General features: G+C 50.7%; 14 protein-coding genes. 10 read left to right on the top strand and 4 right to left on the bottom strand.

The genetic code is table 11. The features are described from left to right. Positions 1-24 precede the first annotated feature (24 nt). Positions 25-2,301 (bottom strand): catecholate siderophore receptor Fiu, encoded by a 2,277-nt coding sequence (locus ACO0LI_RS28745; protein WP_423037113.1) that lies wholly within the window; start codon positions 2,299-2,301, stop codon positions 25-27. 357 nt (positions 2,302-2,658) lie between these two features. Between ACO0LI_RS28745 and ACO0LI_RS28750 the strand changes: the two genes are divergently transcribed. The 5 genes from ACO0LI_RS28750 to crcB all read left to right on the top strand — a co-directional run bounded on the left by ACO0LI_RS28750 (position 2,659) and on the right by crcB (position 5,743). Beyond that, complete coding sequence (locus tag ACO0LI_RS28750) at positions 2,659-3,180, top strand: glycine zipper 2TM domain-containing protein (RefSeq protein ID WP_423037115.1); 522 nt, start codon at positions 2,659-2,661, stop codon at positions 3,178-3,180. Positions 3,181-3,371: 191 nt separating this feature from the next. Beyond that, positions 3,372-4,583, top strand: a complete 1,212-nt coding sequence (gene glp, locus ACO0LI_RS28755) for a gephyrin-like molybdotransferase Glp (protein WP_423037117.1) — start codon at positions 3,372-3,374, stop codon at positions 4,581-4,583. 45 nt (positions 4,584-4,628) lie between these two features. Further along, complete coding sequence (gene moaD, locus ACO0LI_RS28760; protein WP_423037119.1) at positions 4,629-4,886, top strand: molybdopterin converting factor subunit 1; 258 nt, start codon at positions 4,629-4,631, stop codon at positions 4,884-4,886. A 3-nt stretch (positions 4,887-4,889) separates the two neighbouring features. Continuing rightward, positions 4,890-5,363 (top strand): molybdopterin synthase catalytic subunit MoaE, encoded by a 474-nt coding sequence (gene moaE / locus ACO0LI_RS28765; protein WP_422953141.1) that lies wholly within the window; start codon positions 4,890-4,892, stop codon positions 5,361-5,363. After that, on the top strand, positions 5,360-5,743 hold the full coding sequence (crcB, locus tag ACO0LI_RS28770) for a fluoride efflux transporter CrcB (RefSeq protein WP_423037121.1): 384 nt from the start codon (positions 5,360-5,362) through the stop codon (positions 5,741-5,743). The genes moaE and crcB overlap by 4 nt, the downstream gene beginning before the upstream one ends. A gap of 50 nt (positions 5,744-5,793) precedes the next feature. On the opposite strand, the gene ACO0LI_RS28775 is transcribed toward crcB, so the two are convergent. Beyond that, positions 5,794-6,822, bottom strand: coding sequence for a phytanoyl-CoA dioxygenase family protein (locus ACO0LI_RS28775; RefSeq protein WP_423037123.1), 1,029 nt, complete (start codon positions 6,820-6,822; stop codon positions 5,794-5,796). A gap of 150 nt (positions 6,823-6,972) precedes the next feature. Here ACO0LI_RS28775 and pip point away from each other — a divergent pair, with 150 nt between their 5' ends. Continuing rightward, a complete protein-coding gene (gene pip, locus ACO0LI_RS28780) occupies positions 6,973-7,938 on the top strand; it encodes a prolyl aminopeptidase (protein ID WP_423037125.1) in 966 nt (321 codons plus the stop codon). A gap of 52 nt (positions 7,939-7,990) precedes the next feature. Here the strand turns inward: pip and ACO0LI_RS28785 are convergent, their stop codons facing one another. Continuing rightward, on the bottom strand, positions 7,991-8,533 hold the full coding sequence (locus tag ACO0LI_RS28785) for a hypothetical protein (RefSeq protein ID WP_422953145.1): 543 nt from the start codon (positions 8,531-8,533) through the stop codon (positions 7,991-7,993). 117 nt (positions 8,534-8,650) lie between these two features. On the opposite strand from ACO0LI_RS28785, the gene clpB reads away from it, so the two are divergent. Beyond that, the gene (clpB, locus tag ACO0LI_RS28790) at positions 8,651-11,254 is read left to right on the top strand and encodes an ATP-dependent chaperone ClpB (protein ID WP_422953146.1); all 2,604 of its coding nucleotides are present in this window, start codon (positions 8,651-8,653) and stop codon (positions 11,252-11,254) included. A gap of 123 nt (positions 11,255-11,377) precedes the next feature. Here the strand turns inward: clpB and ACO0LI_RS28795 are convergent, their stop codons facing one another. Continuing rightward, positions 11,378-12,163 (bottom strand): AraC family transcriptional regulator, encoded by a 786-nt coding sequence (locus tag ACO0LI_RS28795; protein ID WP_422953147.1) that lies wholly within the window; start codon positions 12,161-12,163, stop codon positions 11,378-11,380. A 173-nt stretch (positions 12,164-12,336) separates the two neighbouring features. Here ACO0LI_RS28795 and ACO0LI_RS28800 point away from each other — a divergent pair, with 173 nt between their 5' ends. The 3 genes from ACO0LI_RS28800 to ACO0LI_RS28810 all read left to right on the top strand — a co-directional run bounded on the left by ACO0LI_RS28800 (position 12,337) and on the right by ACO0LI_RS28810 (position 15,181). Continuing rightward, positions 12,337-13,569: an MFS transporter gene (locus tag ACO0LI_RS28800; RefSeq protein ID WP_423037127.1), complete on the top strand. Its 1,233-nt coding sequence runs from the start codon at positions 12,337-12,339 to the stop codon at positions 13,567-13,569. Between the two features lie 44 nt (positions 13,570-13,613). After that, positions 13,614-14,108, top strand: coding sequence for a ribonuclease E activity regulator RraA (gene rraA, locus ACO0LI_RS28805; RefSeq protein ID WP_423037129.1), 495 nt, complete (start codon positions 13,614-13,616; stop codon positions 14,106-14,108). Positions 14,109-14,236: 128 nt separating this feature from the next. Beyond that, entirely contained in the window at positions 14,237-15,181 is a 945-nt protein-coding gene (locus ACO0LI_RS28810) for an N-acetylmuramoyl-L-alanine amidase-like domain-containing protein (protein ID WP_423037131.1), read from the top strand. The last annotated feature ends 134 nt before the right edge of the window (positions 15,182-15,315 follow it).

Raw genomic sequence — 15,315 nt, forward strand, 5'->3', positions numbered from 1 at the left:
GGGAGAGGGGCCAGTTTGCTTACCTTAGAATTTTACATTTGCTGTCAGGCTGACTGCCCTTGGTGTACCTGGAGTATAACGGTAACCACTTTTGTTGATGGCAGCAACATAGACTTTGTCAGCGATGTTGTTGATGTTCAGTTGCAGGTCTATGTTTTTGTTGATGGCATAGCTGGCCATGGAATCAAATACCCAATACGCTTCTGTCTTTGCAGGTGTACCTACTGCCCCATCCGTGCCGCGCAACAGCGCATCAACAAAACGTGCGCCGCCGCCAATCTTGATACCCATAGGTAATTGATAAGAAGTCCAGGCTGTGAAGCTTTGTTTAGGCGTGTAGCTCAGGTTGTTGATGCCGCTGGCAGTCACCAGTGGGCCACTTTCAACACTGGTATCCATGCGTGTATAACCTGCGCTGACCAGCCAGTTGCGGTTGATCGCACCTGTCACGCCCAGCTCCACACCTTGCACGCGTTTTTTGCCTGTTTGGTAGTACAGCAAGTCTGTCAGGTTTTGTACGACTTCATTGGATACTTCGGTACGGTAAATCGCTGCTGTGAAAGACAGTTTTTGATCCAGCAAATCCCACTTCGTACCAATTTCCATATTCTTGGTCTCTTGCGGATCAAACTTTGGATTGGCAGCGCTGCTGGCAGATGCGCTCAGGGCAAAGTTGGAACCACCAGGCGGCTGCTTGGACGTGGAATACGATGCATAGACGCTGCTGTCCTTGGTCGGTTTGTACAAAGCACCCAGTTTGAAGTTGACCAGATTGCCGGCCATGTTCAGGTTGGTTGGGATTGGCGTGCCCACTGGTAAGGTCGGATTTGCTGTGGCTGTGGACAGGCTCACGGCAGAATAATCTGTCGTGTAATGGTCTATACGTACGCCTGCATTGGCTTGCCATTCAGGGCTGAACTTGATTGTGTCAAATACATAGGCGCTGGCTGTATTGGTTGCACCACGGGTAAAGACGGCATTGCGTACCGGGTTCAGGCCAGTCACAGGGTCACGGGGATTGGGGTTGTAGAAATTAGCTGCTGGCAAAGTACCCAGGCCATCATTGCCCCAGGTATTTTGTTTTTCGCTGGTAATTTCAACACCGCCGACCAGGCTGTGTTTCAGACCGCCAAAATCCAGGTCTGCCACCAGGTTAGTCTGGTTGGTCAGGATTTCATTTTCCTGGTCTTTCAAAGTACGCGTACCGCGTGCCAGTGTCCAGGTAGAGAGATCAGTTGTTGATGGCGTCAGCAAATTGGCTGTTGAACCCATGAAGGATGTCAGCAGGTAATGCTGGCTGGTTTTACCATAGCGTGCTGTGTTGATCAGTTTCAACTTGTCGCTGAAGTCATGTTCAATACGGCCAGTCAGCATGTCAGCTGTGACTTTGTCAAAGTCATTGACAGAGCCATAGAAATTCTCTGGATTGACTTTAGGTGCAGATCCAATGAAAGGACGTTTTGGATCAGGGCTGGTATAGCCAGGCAGACCTACAGTGGGCACGCCACCATCAGGTACATTGTCTTGCTGCACATGCAGGTAATTCACATAGATGCGGGTAGCAGACTTCAGGCCAAAAGCGAAAGATGGCGCAACACCCCAGCGTTTGTTTTTAAGTTCATTGCGGCCAACCACGCCACTGTCCTGATCCACGACGTTCAAACGGAATGCAGAACCCTGTTCAGCACTGATAGCCTTGTTCCAGTCCAGTGCTACACGTTTTTGGCTGCCACTGCCTACAGTCACATTACCCAGGATGGCATCATCAAGAGTTGCCTGTTTGCTGACCAGGTTGACTGAGCCTGTAGGTGCACCACGGCCACTATCTGTACCTGCCGGGCCCTTGAGTACGTCGATTTGCTCGATATTGAACAAATCACGGGAAATCGAACCCAGGTCACGTACACCATCTACATAAATGCTGCTGGACGCATCAAAGCCGCGCATGTAGATACTGTCACCAGTGCTGGTACTGCCGTTTTCACCGAGGAAGAACGCGCCCACGCCTGGCGTATTGCGCAGCGCTTCTGTCAGAGTCAGGGCGCCTTGCTGATCAATCAGTTCACGTTTGATGACAGTAATGGTTTGTGTCGTATCGACCAGCGGTTGCGTGTATTTTGGAGAAGATGCCTTGTCTGCCTTGAAGTCATTCTCGGTTTTTGCAGTCACTTTAACTTCAGGCAGGGCCGGATCAGCCGCCTGTGCTGCGATAGGCAGCAAGAATGCCGCCGCTGCCACCGTCATGGTGTGGTTGATGCGCGTATTGAAAGTGGAGTGCTTGCGACTCTTGATGTGAACCATAATATTTCCTGGATGATAATGAAAATAAAATACCGCTGGCTTTTCTTCAAGAATGGCTGAGGTAGGAATGTAAAAAAATTAGAGCGCAATTGTAACGAAATGAATATTGAAAGTAAATGATAATCGTTCTTATTTATATTTAATGTGCGTCAATTTCCATGTAAGAAAAATGAATATTGTCTATGATGCAAGGAGATATAGCACTTGAAACAGCTTTTGCTTCATTGTTTGATTGAATTTTCGTTTTGACAATAAAAAGTAATTTTTTGTTACTTCGCGTGATATTTTTGTGCCTGCGGTCAACAATAGTCTGAGTACCGCGTTGATTGAGTACATTACTTTTTTTCGGAGTTCATTATGCGCAAGCTTACTATCCTGGCCACTATCGCCGTTGTTGTTTCCCTGGCAGGATGTGCTGTCCAGCGTTATCCTGCCCACGCGCAAAACCAGTATCCACAGCAATATCAGACCCAGCCGCAGTATCCTGCTTACGGACAAAATCCTCAGAATTATCCGCAGCAATACCAGAATACCTATGTGGATACAGCAACGATTGTTGCTGTGCGTGAGGTAAATGTCGGCAGTGGCGGTTCTTCTGGCGGTGGTGCGGTGGTTGGTGCACTGCTAGGCGGTGTGCTTGGACATCAGGTCGGCAAAGGCACGGGGCGTGATCTGGCTACCGTTGGCGGAGCTATCGCCGGTGGTGTCATAGGCAATGAAATTGAACGTAATTCCACCCCAAGGAACAAACTGGAGCTGACTTTACGTCTGCCGAATGGTGATCAGCGTGCAATCCTGGTAGAGCCAAACAACTATTATCGCGTAGGCGACAGGGTCAGGGTAACTTTCCAGAATGGTCAGATGTTATTGGCACCCTGATTGACTATAAAGTTGCTGCTAGCCATACCAAACAATAAATCCGCATGCGTCTTGCCTGCGGATTTATTGTTTTAAGATTTGACATAGTTCTTTGCTCTCAGCTCATACAGTAAAGCTTGGGGACTCAGGCTACAATGTAGCTTGCCCATATATTAGCTTGCCCACATATACGCTGAGATGAAATCTGAACCATGTCCAAACCCATGTTGACTACCAAAGAAGCGCTGGATTTTTTATTGTCAGCGGTGCGCCCTGTTTGCACTGCCGGGGCTAATGAAAAACTCCCCACGATTGCGGCAAATGGCCGCATCCTCGCTGAAGATCAGTCGTCTTTATTGGATGTTCCACCTGCGGATAATACCCAGATGGATGGCTACGCTGTACGCGCAAGTGATTGCGCCAGCGGCGAGACGCGTCTGCTTATTTCGCAAAGAATACCGGCTGGTCATGTGCCACAGGCGCTGGAGTCAGGTACGGCTGCGCGCATTTTCACCGGTGCCATGATACCTGCGGGCGCAGATGCGGTCGTCATGCAGGAACAGTGTCAGGCAGACGGTGAATTTGTCATCATCAAACACCAGCCGCGCGCTGGTGAATGGGTGCGCCGCCAGGGCGAGGATATTCAGGCGGGCTCTACCATATTAAAAGCTGGCACGCGTTTGCGGGCGCAGGAACTGGGATTGGCCGCCTCGGTAGGTCTGGCACAATTGCCCGTATTGCGTCAGCCCAGGGTCGCGATATTTTTTACCGGCGATGAACTGACCATGCCTGGTGAGGCCTTGAAGCCTGGCGCGATTTACAATTCCAATCGTTTCACACTGAATGGCCTATTGCAAGACCTGGGTTGCATCGTCACTGACTATGGCATCGTGCCAGACAAGCTCGACTCAACCCGTGACACTTTGCGCCATGCCAGCCAGGATCATGATCTCATCATCACATCCGGTGGTGTTTCTGTTGGTGAAGAAGACCATATAAGGCCGGCAGTTGAGGCCGAGGGTAGTCTGAACATGTGGCAGATCGCCATGAAACCCGGTAAGCCTTTGGCTTTTGGTGAAGTTGGCAAGGCATTTTTCATGGGTTTGCCGGGCAATCCGGTATCGAGTTTCGTCACTTTCCTGCTGTTTGTGCGTCCGTTCATCCTGCGCATGCAGGGTGTAGAAAAAGTGGAACCTGCTGCTTACCAGGTGCGTGCTGACTTCGACTGGTTAAAGCCGGACAGGCGCAATGAATTCTTGCGCGCGCGCCTCAATGCGGATGGTGGCCTGGATTTGTTTGTCAATCAAAGTTCTGGTGTATTGACTTCGACTGTCTGGGGTGACGGCCTGATCGATCTTGCACCAGGGCAGAGCATACGCCAAGGCGAGCTGGTACGATATATCCCTTTCAGCAGTTTGATGTAAGCTGCTGCTCGCTTGAATTTACCGCAATTTCCAGTGTTTTAGATAATGAATATACAGTTACGTTTCTTTGCCAGTTTCCGCGAAAAACTGGGCATGTCCGAACAAAAGGTAGTCTTGCCAGATGATGTCAGAACAGTAGGCGAGGTCAGGGCCTGGCTGGCAGCGCGTGGTGATGTGTGGGCTGAGGTGCTGGCACCCGGACGTGCCTTGCGCATGGCTTATAACCAGCAGATGTGCGAGCCGGATACCGACATCAGCGAAGGGGCTGAAGTGGCTTTCTTCCCACCAGTTACCGGCGGGTGATGTATGGCTATCCGTGTACAGACTGCTGACTTTGATTTGAATGCCGAGCTGGCACAACTGCGTCAGACTAACCCTGGCATAGGCGCTGTAGTCAGTTTTGTTGGTCTGGTGCGCGATATCAATGATGGCCGGGACGTCAGTGCCATGGAGCTGGAACATTATCCTGGCATGACGGAAAAAGCGCTGGAACAAATAGTCAAAGAGGCTGAGGCGCGCTGGAAGCTGATCAATACTATTGTGATCCACAGGGTAGGAGTCTTACAGCCGCTCGACCAGATAGTCCTTGTGGCCGTGGCAACGCGCCACCGTGGCGATGCTTTTGCGGCTTGTGAATTCATCATGGACTATCTCAAGACCCAGGCAGCTTTCTGGAAGAAAGAGCAGACGCCAGAAGGCGCACGCTGGGTGGATGCGCGTGAATCCGATGATCGGGCTTTGCAAAAATGGATGCCACAAGCAACTGGGAGTGGTATATGAGCTGGCTGGGTGCACTGGCAGTTGGCATAGGTGCGGCGTTCGGTGCGTGGCTGCGTTGGGCTTTAGGATTATGGTTTAATGGCGCAATGCCACTACTACCGATAGGCACATTGATTGCCAATCTGGGTGGGGGTTATGTCATAGGATTTTCCGTCGCCTTTTTTGCAGCATATCCTCAGCTCTCACCTGAATGGCGCTTGTTTCTGATTACCGGCTTCCTCGGTGGACTGACGACTTTTTCCACATTTTCAGCGGAGGCGATGAGCCTGCTGCATCGTGGTGACTACGGCTGTGCCCTGTTGCATAGCGGCGCACATTTGATAGGGTCCATTATTTGTTGTTTTGCCGGCTTTGCCACTTATAAAGCATTTTTTCAGTGATGTTGCTTCATTGGTTACTTCAATAATTGCTTCAACAAAAGCCCGGCATATTAAAGCCAGGTTTCATGTATCTGCAATTGACTGGGCAGCATATTAATGTATTGCACTATGCGTGGTAGCTTGCCACGATTGGGGCGGCTGCCATGGGGCAGGGCCTGTTGCCAGATCACCAGGTCGCCCGCTTTGCCACCCACAGGTATCGAACCCAGCGTATGTAAATCCTGTTCCCTTGGGTTGGTATTGACTGGCAACTCACCCAGCCATGTGGACAGTCTGCGGTGAAATCCGGGTACCAGGGTCAATGCTCCTTGTTCTGGCGGCGTATCGGTCAGATAGAGTAAGCCCTGGGTTGCAAATGGTAGGGGCTGCTGCAAACTCACATCCCAATGCAGGTCAGGGCCCTGGAAAATATGACCCTCTTTCTCAGGGACGTTAAAGCTGCAGCGGTCAGTGGTCGCCCATAAATCTGCCGTCCCCCACAATTGTGCAAATGCCTTGTGTATGCGTAATGCGCGGCGGTTTTTTTCGAAAGCGCCCGACTGGAATAACTGCACCATGATGTTTGCATGACCCTTGTGGTACCAGCTTGCCTGATCATCTTTGCGTGCGCCCAGCGCCTCCCAGATTACTTGTTCAGCCTCAGCACAATCTGCAATTGGCACAGCGTTGGACAAGACCACAAAGCCATGTTCAGACCAATGCTGCAGGTCTTCCGCACTGAATACGTCGGGCATATTGTTGACTTGCCCGAACAGGTTCAGAATCTCATCCGGGAGTGGCGCATCTTGATACAGATTGTGCAAGCGCGCGATGGCGCTGCCAGATGGAATGCCTGCTGTAGCAAAGGCCCATGTCTGGAAATCGGTAAAACCAGGGCGGTTTTGCAGAAGATACTGCGTGGTTTGTTCCAGCCCCAGTCCCAGCACATGCAGGAGCAGGCGGTCTCTGTGGAACTCGGGATTGTGCCCTAGGTTCTTGCCATTCAGTGCTGCCATCATGCGTGACCAGTAGTGATACAGGCCTGATACTTCTGGCTGTTCATGTCCGTTTGATTTTGCTTGAGGATCTGATAGTGGCATGGCAGCGGCCTGGAATATAAAAACAGCATCATAGGAAATAAAAGTCTATACCGCAATACACGCGCAGGTATTGCAATATTGCCTATTGCTTCTTAAAACACATGGGTATAATCCTTGTTAATTATTTAAACCACATCCACTCTGATCATCATGAGCGCTGACACTACTTCTTTGTTTCCTGCCATAGAACCACATCGTACTGGTATGTTGAAAGTCGATGATATTCATACCCTGTACTGGGAAGAAAGTGGCAATCCCAACGGCCAGCCCGTGATTTTCCTGCATGGCGGCCCGGGTGGAGGCACAGCGCCAAATCACCGTCGTTTCTTTGATCCTGCACATTATCGTATCGTGCTGTTTGATCAGCGTGGCGCGGGTAAATCCCTGCCGCTGGGTGAGTATCGCAATAACACGACGGCTTTGCTGGTGGAGGATATAGAAAAAATCCGCGCCATGCTGGGTATAGAGCAATGGCTGGTTTTTGGCGGCTCCTGGGGCTCGACTCTGGCGCTGGCCTATGGTGAGGCGCATCCTGAGAGGTGCCTGGGCTTTGTGCTCAGGGGTATTTTCCTGTGTGCCAAGGCCGAGGTGGAATGGTTTGTGAATGGCATGAAATGGTTCTTCCCTGAAGTGCACCAGCGTTTTGCCGAGGGTGTGCCAGCAGAAGAACGCCATGATTTGCTGCAAGCTTATGCTAAACGCTTGTTCAGCGACGACCCTGCTATTTATACTGAGGCAGCACGTAACTGGAGCCGTTATGAAGGTTCTTGCATCTTCCTGCTGCCGCAACCCGACACTATTGCCGATTTTGAGTCAGATGCTGTTGCCATAGGCCTGGGCAGACTGGAAGCGCATTACATGATCAATGGCGCATTCATGCACGAAGACCAGTTGATTCAGGATATAGACCGCATCCGCCACTTGCCAGCCGTCATCGTGCAAGGCCGTTATGATGTGGTTTGCCCGCCCGTGACTGCGCACCGTCTGCATCATGCCTGGCCAGAAGCGAGTTTGCAGATGATTGCTGATGCGGGCCACTCTGGTGGTGAACCGGGCATTGCTGCGGCACTGGTAGAGGCAACCAATCAATTTAAAAAATCCGGCAAATTCGCTTGAGATTTTGCCGTCTTTAGTTTGTCGTTTTTAGTTGGCGCTTTTAGCTAAGCTCTTAATTCAGCATCCCCGCCGGAGGAGCCTCCGGCGCATTGCCCATCATTTCCAGGGTGAAACCCCAATCCGCTTTTTCAACGGCATCCTGGAATAATTTACAAAAGCCGTGCAGCAAACGCTTGCCCATGGCAATTTCAAAATTCTTGCCACTGGCAACCGTAAATTCCATCCTGAATGGCAGTTTTGCGTGCACGTGGAATTGTATATTCTCTGGCAACATGGCTTCTTTGCCCAGCGGCCAGCTTTCAACATCGTCTTCCAGTGGCGCATTGAAATGACCGCTGTCCTTCATTTCAGCCACCGAGGCCTCATGTTCCATTTGAACCAACTCTGAACTGGCGTGGGCAGCGCTGGGTTTGCTCATCTTTACTTGCTTGCCCATGGCTTCCAGCAGGCCTGGCCAGAACTTCATGGTCGTGCTGCGGGTAAACAAGAGGTCTATCTCTTGTCGGGCGGGCTTGTCCTTTTCTGCAAATGACAGTTTGAGCAGCAGTCTATCCTGATCAGGAAGATAAGTAATTTGTATCTGATGTAAATCCATGTGGTCTTTGATATAAAACAAACATCGTGAAATGCACTGCGAGTTTAGCTTTGCCTATTCTTGAAATTGGCTGGCCTGCCCCAAATTGTATGCTAACTAATTATTCAGGAGAGAGTCATGCGGCTCGACAAATTAACCACCAAGCTACAAGAAGCACTCGCCGATGCGCAAAGTCAGGCAGTCGGCAATGATAACCAATACATAGAACCTGTGCACGTCTTGTTGGCATTAATCAACCAGGACGATGGTAGCAGCCATTCGCTGCTGCAAAGGGCAGGGGTAAATGTGACAGCCCTCAGTAATGCCTTGAAAGCCGCTTTGGAGCGTTTGCCCAAGGTCAGTGGCACCGATGGCCAGGTACAGGCCGGGCGTGAACTCGTGGGGCTGCTCAATCTGGCGGACAAGGAATCACAAAAGCGTGGCGACCAGTTCCTCGCCAGTGAAATGATCTTGCTGGCCCTGACCGATGATAAGTCTGAAGCAGGCAAGCTGGCACGTGAAAATGGCCTGACACGTAAAGCGCTGGAGGCAGCCATAGCCGCCGTGCGTGGCAGCAATAATGTCGATAGCCAGGATGCCGAAGGGCAACGCGAAGCTTTGAAAAAGTATACGCTGGACCTGACCGAGCGTGCTCGTCTGGGCAAGCTCGACCCTGTGATTGGCCGTGATGATGAAATCCGCCGCGCCATCCAGGTCCTGCAGCGTCGCAGCAAGAATAATCCTGTGCTCATCGGTGAACCTGGTGTCGGTAAAACTGCCATTGTTGAGGGCCTGGCGCAGCGTATCGTCAATGGCGAAGTACCAGATAGCCTGAAATCCAAGCGCGTCTTGTCGCTGGATATGGCTGCTTTGCTGGCTGGTGCCAAATACCGTGGTGAATTTGAAGAGCGCCTGAAGGCCGTGCTCAAGGAAATCGCGATGGACGAAGGCCAGACTATCGTCTTTATCGATGAGCTGCACACCATGGTAGGCGCAGGCAAGGCAGAAGGTGCGATGGATGCTGGCAATATGTTGAAACCAGCACTGGCGCGTGGTGAACTTCACTGCGTGGGCGCAACTACGCTCGATGAATACCGCAAATACATAGAAAAAGATGCTGCGCTCGAGCGCCGTTTTCAAAAGATTATTGTTGATGAACCGAGTGTAGAGGCAACCATAGCGATCCTACGTGGCTTGCAAGAGAAATATGAAGTCCATCACGGTGTCGATATCACCGATCCTGCGATAGTCGCAGCGGCAGAATTATCACATCGTTATATTACTGACCGCTTCTTGCCGGACAAGGCAATCGACCTGATTGATGAGGCCGCGGCCAAGATCAAGATAGAGATAGATTCCAAGCCTGAAGTCATGGATAAGCTGGATCGTCGCCTGATACAACTGAAGATCGAGAAGGAAGCGGTCAAGCGCGAAAAAGATGAGGGTTCTAAAAAACGCCTGATCCTGATTGAAGAAGAGATAGGCAAGTTGTCGCTGGAGTATGCTGACCTCGAAGAAGTCTGGAAGGCAGAAAAAGCCCTTGTGCAAGGTAGCACCCATATCAAGGAAGAAATAGAAAAAATCCGCCTGCAAATGGATGAAGCCAAACGCCGTGGTGACTGGCAAACCATGTCTGAGTTGCAGTATGGTCAATTGCCCGAGCTGGAAGCCCAACTCAAGCATGCAGATATTCAGGCGGATAAAAACCAGCAAGACGGCAGCAAGATGAAGCTCTTGCGCACGCAGGTCGGTGCAGAGGAAATTGCGGAAATTGTGTCGCGTGCAACTGGCATACCCGTGTCACGCATGATGCAGGGTGAGCGCGAGAAATTACTGCATATGGAAGACGCCTTGCATCAGCGTGTCGTTGGCCAGCATGAGGCTATTACTGCAGTGTCTGACGCTATCCGCCGTTCGCGTTCTGGTCTGGGCGATCCTGGTCGCCCTTATGGTTCTTTCCTGTTCCTCGGGCCTACCGGGGTTGGTAAAACCGAGTTATGCAAGGCGCTGGCGAATTTCATGTTTGATACAGAAGAATCCTTGATCCGTATCGACATGAGTGAGTTCATGGAAAAACATTCAGTGGCCCGTCTGATAGGCGCGCCACCTGGCTATGTTGGCTATGAAGAGGGTGGTTATCTGACCGAGGCAGTCAGGCGTAAACCGTATAGCGTGATTTTGCTGGACGAAGTCGAAAAAGCGCATCATGATGTCTTTAATGTGCTGTTGCAGGTGCTGGATGATGGCCGCATGACAGATGGACAAGGCCGCACGGTGGACTTTAAAAATACTGTGATCGTCATGACATCGAATCTGGGCTCGCACCAGATACAGGCGATGGAAGGCAGTGATCCAGAAGTCATCAAGATGGCTGTCATGGGTGAAGTGAAAACCCATTTCCGCCCTGAATTCATCAACCGTATTGATGAAATCGTGGTCTTCCATGCGCTGGATGCAAAAAACATAGGGGCGATTGCCAAGATACAGCTCAAGACTCTGGAGCAGCGTTTGCGCCAGATGGACATGGGCTTGCAGGTCAGCGAAGATGCGCTGCAAAAAATTGCAGAGGCAGGTTTCGATCCTGTATATGGTGCAAGGCCATTGAAACGTGCCATCCAGCAAGAGATAGAAAATGTCTTGTCCAAATTGATATTGCAAGGCAAATTCGGGCCTAAGGACATTATTGCGATTGATGCCAAAGACCACGAGCTGATATTCAGCAAAGCAGGGGAACTGGCTTGAAATCAGTGGGAACTTGGGGATAGATTACCGGTCTATACCAAAGTAGGAAAGCAAGTTGGGGCAGCAATTAAATGCTGCCCTTTTTTTGTCACTAGCGATTCAAAACCAGTCTTGCAGCGCAACTTATCTCTGCTTGAAAAAACTCGATGGCGATTCACCAAAAGTTTTTTTGAACATCGCAGAAAAAGCTGATTGACTCGCGTAGCCCAGTTCAGATGCTACTTGCGATAAAGGCATGCCACTGGTGATTAATGGCGATGCCTTCGATAAGCGCATCTGCTGACGCCATGCAGTAAATGACATATCAAGTTCTTGCTCAAACAGGCGTGACAGAGTGCGTGAAGATGCGCCTACCTGTACTGCATAATCTTCCATGGTCAAACCAGAGGCTGGATCTGCCAGCAAAATTTCACACAGGTTTTTAAGCCGTTTATCCCTGGGCATGGGCAAGCGTATGGGCAGTGCTTTTGCTGCTTGTAATTCATCCATGATGACAGCCGCAATATGAAATTCACGTGGACTGGCGACTTCTACCACTTCCATGCAGGCAATCAATTCCCTGAGCAGGGGAGAAACTTCCAGTACCAGGCAATCTGTACCACGAAAAGGTGCAAAATCGGCATGAATATTGAGCAGCCTTAGATGCGAGGGTTCTATGATGCGTACCTCATGCGCCACATTCGGTGGTATCCAGATTGCACGCAATGGCGGCACAAACCAGGCGTTATTGTTCGCGAGTATCTGCATCATGCCCTGGGGCGTGTAGGTGAACTGTCCCCAGGTGTGGCTGTGCATGCTGATGACTTCTTCTGTCGGCAAGTTCCTGGCGGCCAGACGCACCGGGCGCTCAGGCGAGGGACGCTTGTCTGGTGCCTGGGGGCGGGTATCGGTGAGGATGTCAATTGCCATGATAAATCCTAGTTTGGCGGAAATGCGATAAAGTTTGTCCATCTATCTTAAATCAGACTGGGCGAATTTGCATACACTGCTTATTAATAGCTGACTTAATAGCTGACTTAATACCTGCCTGCAGATTGTTTGCGGCTGGCTGCAAGTGCATTTGGAAACAGGAGAAGACTTTAATGACGACATTAGCGACAAACCAGGCAGTGCCGGAGAATATGAAAAAGGATGTGATGGTGATCAGCCTCGTTGGCCTGGCGCATGGCATTTCCCATTTTTTTCATATGATATTGGCACCCCTGTTTCCCTGGATTAAGGATGCGTTCAGCCTGTCCTTTGCTGAGCTGGGTTTGCTGATGACCGTATTTTTTGTGATTTCTGGCATAGGGCAGGCCTTGTCAGGTTTTATTGTCGATAAAGTTGGGGCCAGAGCAGTGCTGTTTTTCGGCATTAGCTGTCTGGGTGTAGCTGCCCTGGTATTGTCGATGTCGCAAAATTACAGCATGCTCTTGATGGGTTCCATGTTGGCCGGGGTAGGGAATAGCGTATTCCATCCTTCTGATTACACCCTGCTCAACAAAAAAGTATCCAGCCAGAGGCTTGGCTATGCATTCTCTGTGCATGGCATCACTGGCAATCTGGGATGGGCAGCAGCGCCGGTGTTTCTGGTGACTATCGCCGGTCTGACAACCTGGCGCACCGCCTTGTTTTGCGCGGCTTTCCTGCCTTTGACCGTGTTGGCTGTCCTGTTTTTTTATCGCGACTTGTTGCATACCGAAGTAGTGCAGCATAAAAGCGCAGCACATGCAACTAAAGCCGCCGAGGGTGCGATGGATTTCATGCGCATACCTGCGGTATGGATGTGTTTCGGCTTTTTCTTCATGATTGCCATGGCACTGGGTGGCATACAAAGTTTTTCATCCGCCAGCTTGCGTCAGATGTATGACATGTCGCTGGGTTCTGCCACCACTGCCTACACTTTTTACATGCTGGCTTCGGCTGGTGGCATGCTGTGGGGTGGTTTTTTGGCGGCCAGGACGACGAATCACGATAGAACGATTACCTTGGCCTTCAGCTTCGCCGGGATTTTTTCACTGATACTGGCCAGTGGAGTTGTCAATGCTGGCATCGCTATCCTGCTCATGGGCGCCATCGGTTTTGGTTCTGGCGTTGCCGGACCTTCGCGTGATTTGATGATACGTGCTGCTGCCCCCAAGAATGCGACTGGCCGTGTGTATGGCATAGTCTATTCCGGTCTTGATTCTGGCCTGGCAGTGGCGCCGCTGATTTTTGGTGCCATCATGGATGCGCATCATCCATCCTGGGTATTTGTCTGTGTCGGCTTCTTCCAGGTGTTGGCAATCTTGACGGCTGTCAATGTCGGCAGCAGGACCAGGGCATTGGCGGCCTGAGCATAGCTGGTTAGAATAGGGTTCCACACTAACGAGGATAAATCATGAGCTTTGCCACCTGTGATATTTGTGATGCCAACGAAGACAAGATTGCCACGCATGAACTGGCAGTTATCCCGCCCATCTTTTTGCGTTATGGCGCGCACATCAAATTCAGCGGTCAGGCAGTGACGTTGAAAGTCTTTGAGGACAATGTACTGGTCAGGGAAACGCTGGAAACTCCAGGCAAGGGCCATGTTCTGGTCATCGATGGTGGCGGCAGCTTCCGTTGTGCTCTGGTGGGCGGCAATCTGGCCGCACTGGCTGAAAAAAATGGCTGGGCCGGTATCGTGGTTCATGGTTGTATCCGCGATGTAGATGAAATCAATGCCTGCAATATTGGTGTACGGGCCATGGCACCCATGCCTTTGCGCGCTGCCAAACATGGTGGTGGCATGCGGGATGCACGCATCAATGTGGCAGGTGTAGCGATCAAGCCGGGTGACTGGATTTATGCAGATGCCGATGGGGTCCTGGTAGCCAGGCAGGCGCTGGTCTGATTGCAACTGTCTGGAGCGGTGTAAACGCATACGGACTGTGGGCAGGTATGCGTTTTTTTGTTTTTCGGGGGAGGGAAATCGCAGGCTATGGTATAAAGCCTGATCCCTGTCATTTATTCTATTAATTTATGTTTCTTCGCGTATTGGTTCTTGCCCTTGCTTCTGCTTTGTCGATCACTGCGCCTGCTCAGGCACAGGATAAGCAGAGCACTGCATCTGTCAAATCAGGTAGTGAGCCATTCCAGAATAAAAAAATCTTTCAGATGACGCCGCAAGAAGTGGATCAGTACCTGGCATATTTGCATGCCAATGTGCCTGACCTGCGCCAGCGCATCGCCCTTATTGCCAGAAAAAATATAGGCCAGCCCTACAAGTTGAACCTGCTGGGAGAATTCCCTTTTGAACTGCATGACAACCTGCCCATGTATAGCCTCACGCATAGCGATTGCCTGGTGTTTGCTGAGCATACCTATGCGATGGCCCTGAGCAGTTCCTGGGAGGAATTTTTCTGGACCTTGCAACGCATACGCTACAAAGACGGTTTGATCGGCGTGGTGACGCGCAACCATTACACGGAAGTCGATTGGAATACCAATAACGCCTGGTTGCTTAAAGATATCAGTGCCGGCTTTGGCGCAGACAAAGTGGCGAGCTATGATATCGTCGTCGACAGGGCAAAATTCCTGCGCGAACAACACCATAAAGAAACTACTATCCCCGTGCAAACCAGCCATGAAGCCTATGTCAAGGCCGACAAGGTCAGTGCCATACTGGATCAATTGCGTGACGGTGATTTTGTGAATGTGGTATCGGACAAGGACGGATATCAATCCATCACTCATGTCGGCCTGGTCGTGGTCGATGCGAATGGCAAGCGCAATTTCCTGAACTCTGGTGAGCCGCAGGTCAAGGAAGAGAGTTTTGATACTTTCATCAGCCGTACCAATGAAAGAACCAGAACCAGCAAGCAGGCCAAGCCACGCCGCTTGCTAGGTTTTAAATTCTTGCGTTTGCGCGACGATATCTTCATCCCGGGTGCCGTCACTTTGCCAAGGCCAAAGCAGGCGCAGTAAACCTAAACTAAGGAACATCTGATTAAGTTCTAATTTCCATCAATTACAAAATCATGTTCCAGTCAAAGCATAAAACGTGCTGCTGAACATGATTTTCATCAAGAATTGGGGAGTTGTATCCCCAACTTCTTCAG

The organism is Undibacterium sp. Tian12W (assembly GCF_049339405.1).
Taxonomy (GTDB): domain Bacteria; phylum Pseudomonadota; class Gammaproteobacteria; order Burkholderiales; family Burkholderiaceae_D; genus Undibacterium.

Excerpts from the sequence above, each read along its gene's own strand:
- clpB (WP_422953146.1), top strand. The coding sequence starts at position 8,651 with ATGCGGCTCGACAAATTAACCACCAAGCTACAAGAAGCACTCGCCGAT.
- ACO0LI_RS28795 (WP_422953147.1), bottom strand. The coding sequence starts at position 12,163 with ATGGCAATTGACATCCTCACCGATACCCGCCCCCAGGCACCAGACAAG.
- crcB (WP_423037121.1), top strand. The coding sequence starts at position 5,360 with ATGAGCTGGCTGGGTGCACTGGCAGTTGGCATAGGTGCGGCGTTCGGT.
- ACO0LI_RS28810 (WP_423037131.1), top strand. The coding sequence starts at position 14,237 with ATGTTTCTTCGCGTATTGGTTCTTGCCCTTGCTTCTGCTTTGTCGATC.
- ACO0LI_RS28745 (WP_423037113.1), bottom strand. The coding sequence starts at position 2,301 with ATGGTTCACATCAAGAGTCGCAAGCACTCCACTTTCAATACGCGCATC.
- moaD (WP_423037119.1), top strand. The coding sequence starts at position 4,629 with ATGAATATACAGTTACGTTTCTTTGCCAGTTTCCGCGAAAAACTGGGC.
- ACO0LI_RS28785 (WP_422953145.1), bottom strand. The coding sequence starts at position 8,533 with ATGGATTTACATCAGATACAAATTACTTATCTTCCTGATCAGGATAGA.
- ACO0LI_RS28750 (WP_423037115.1), top strand. The coding sequence starts at position 2,659 with ATGCGCAAGCTTACTATCCTGGCCACTATCGCCGTTGTTGTTTCCCTG.
- ACO0LI_RS28775 (WP_423037123.1), bottom strand. The coding sequence starts at position 6,822 with ATGCCACTATCAGATCCTCAAGCAAAATCAAACGGACATGAACAGCCA.
- pip (WP_423037125.1), top strand. The coding sequence starts at position 6,973 with ATGAGCGCTGACACTACTTCTTTGTTTCCTGCCATAGAACCACATCGT.
- glp (WP_423037117.1), top strand. The coding sequence starts at position 3,372 with ATGTCCAAACCCATGTTGACTACCAAAGAAGCGCTGGATTTTTTATTG.
- moaE (WP_422953141.1), top strand. The coding sequence starts at position 4,890 with ATGGCTATCCGTGTACAGACTGCTGACTTTGATTTGAATGCCGAGCTG.
- ACO0LI_RS28800 (WP_423037127.1), top strand. The coding sequence starts at position 12,337 with ATGACGACATTAGCGACAAACCAGGCAGTGCCGGAGAATATGAAAAAG.
- rraA (WP_423037129.1), top strand. The coding sequence starts at position 13,614 with ATGAGCTTTGCCACCTGTGATATTTGTGATGCCAACGAAGACAAGATT.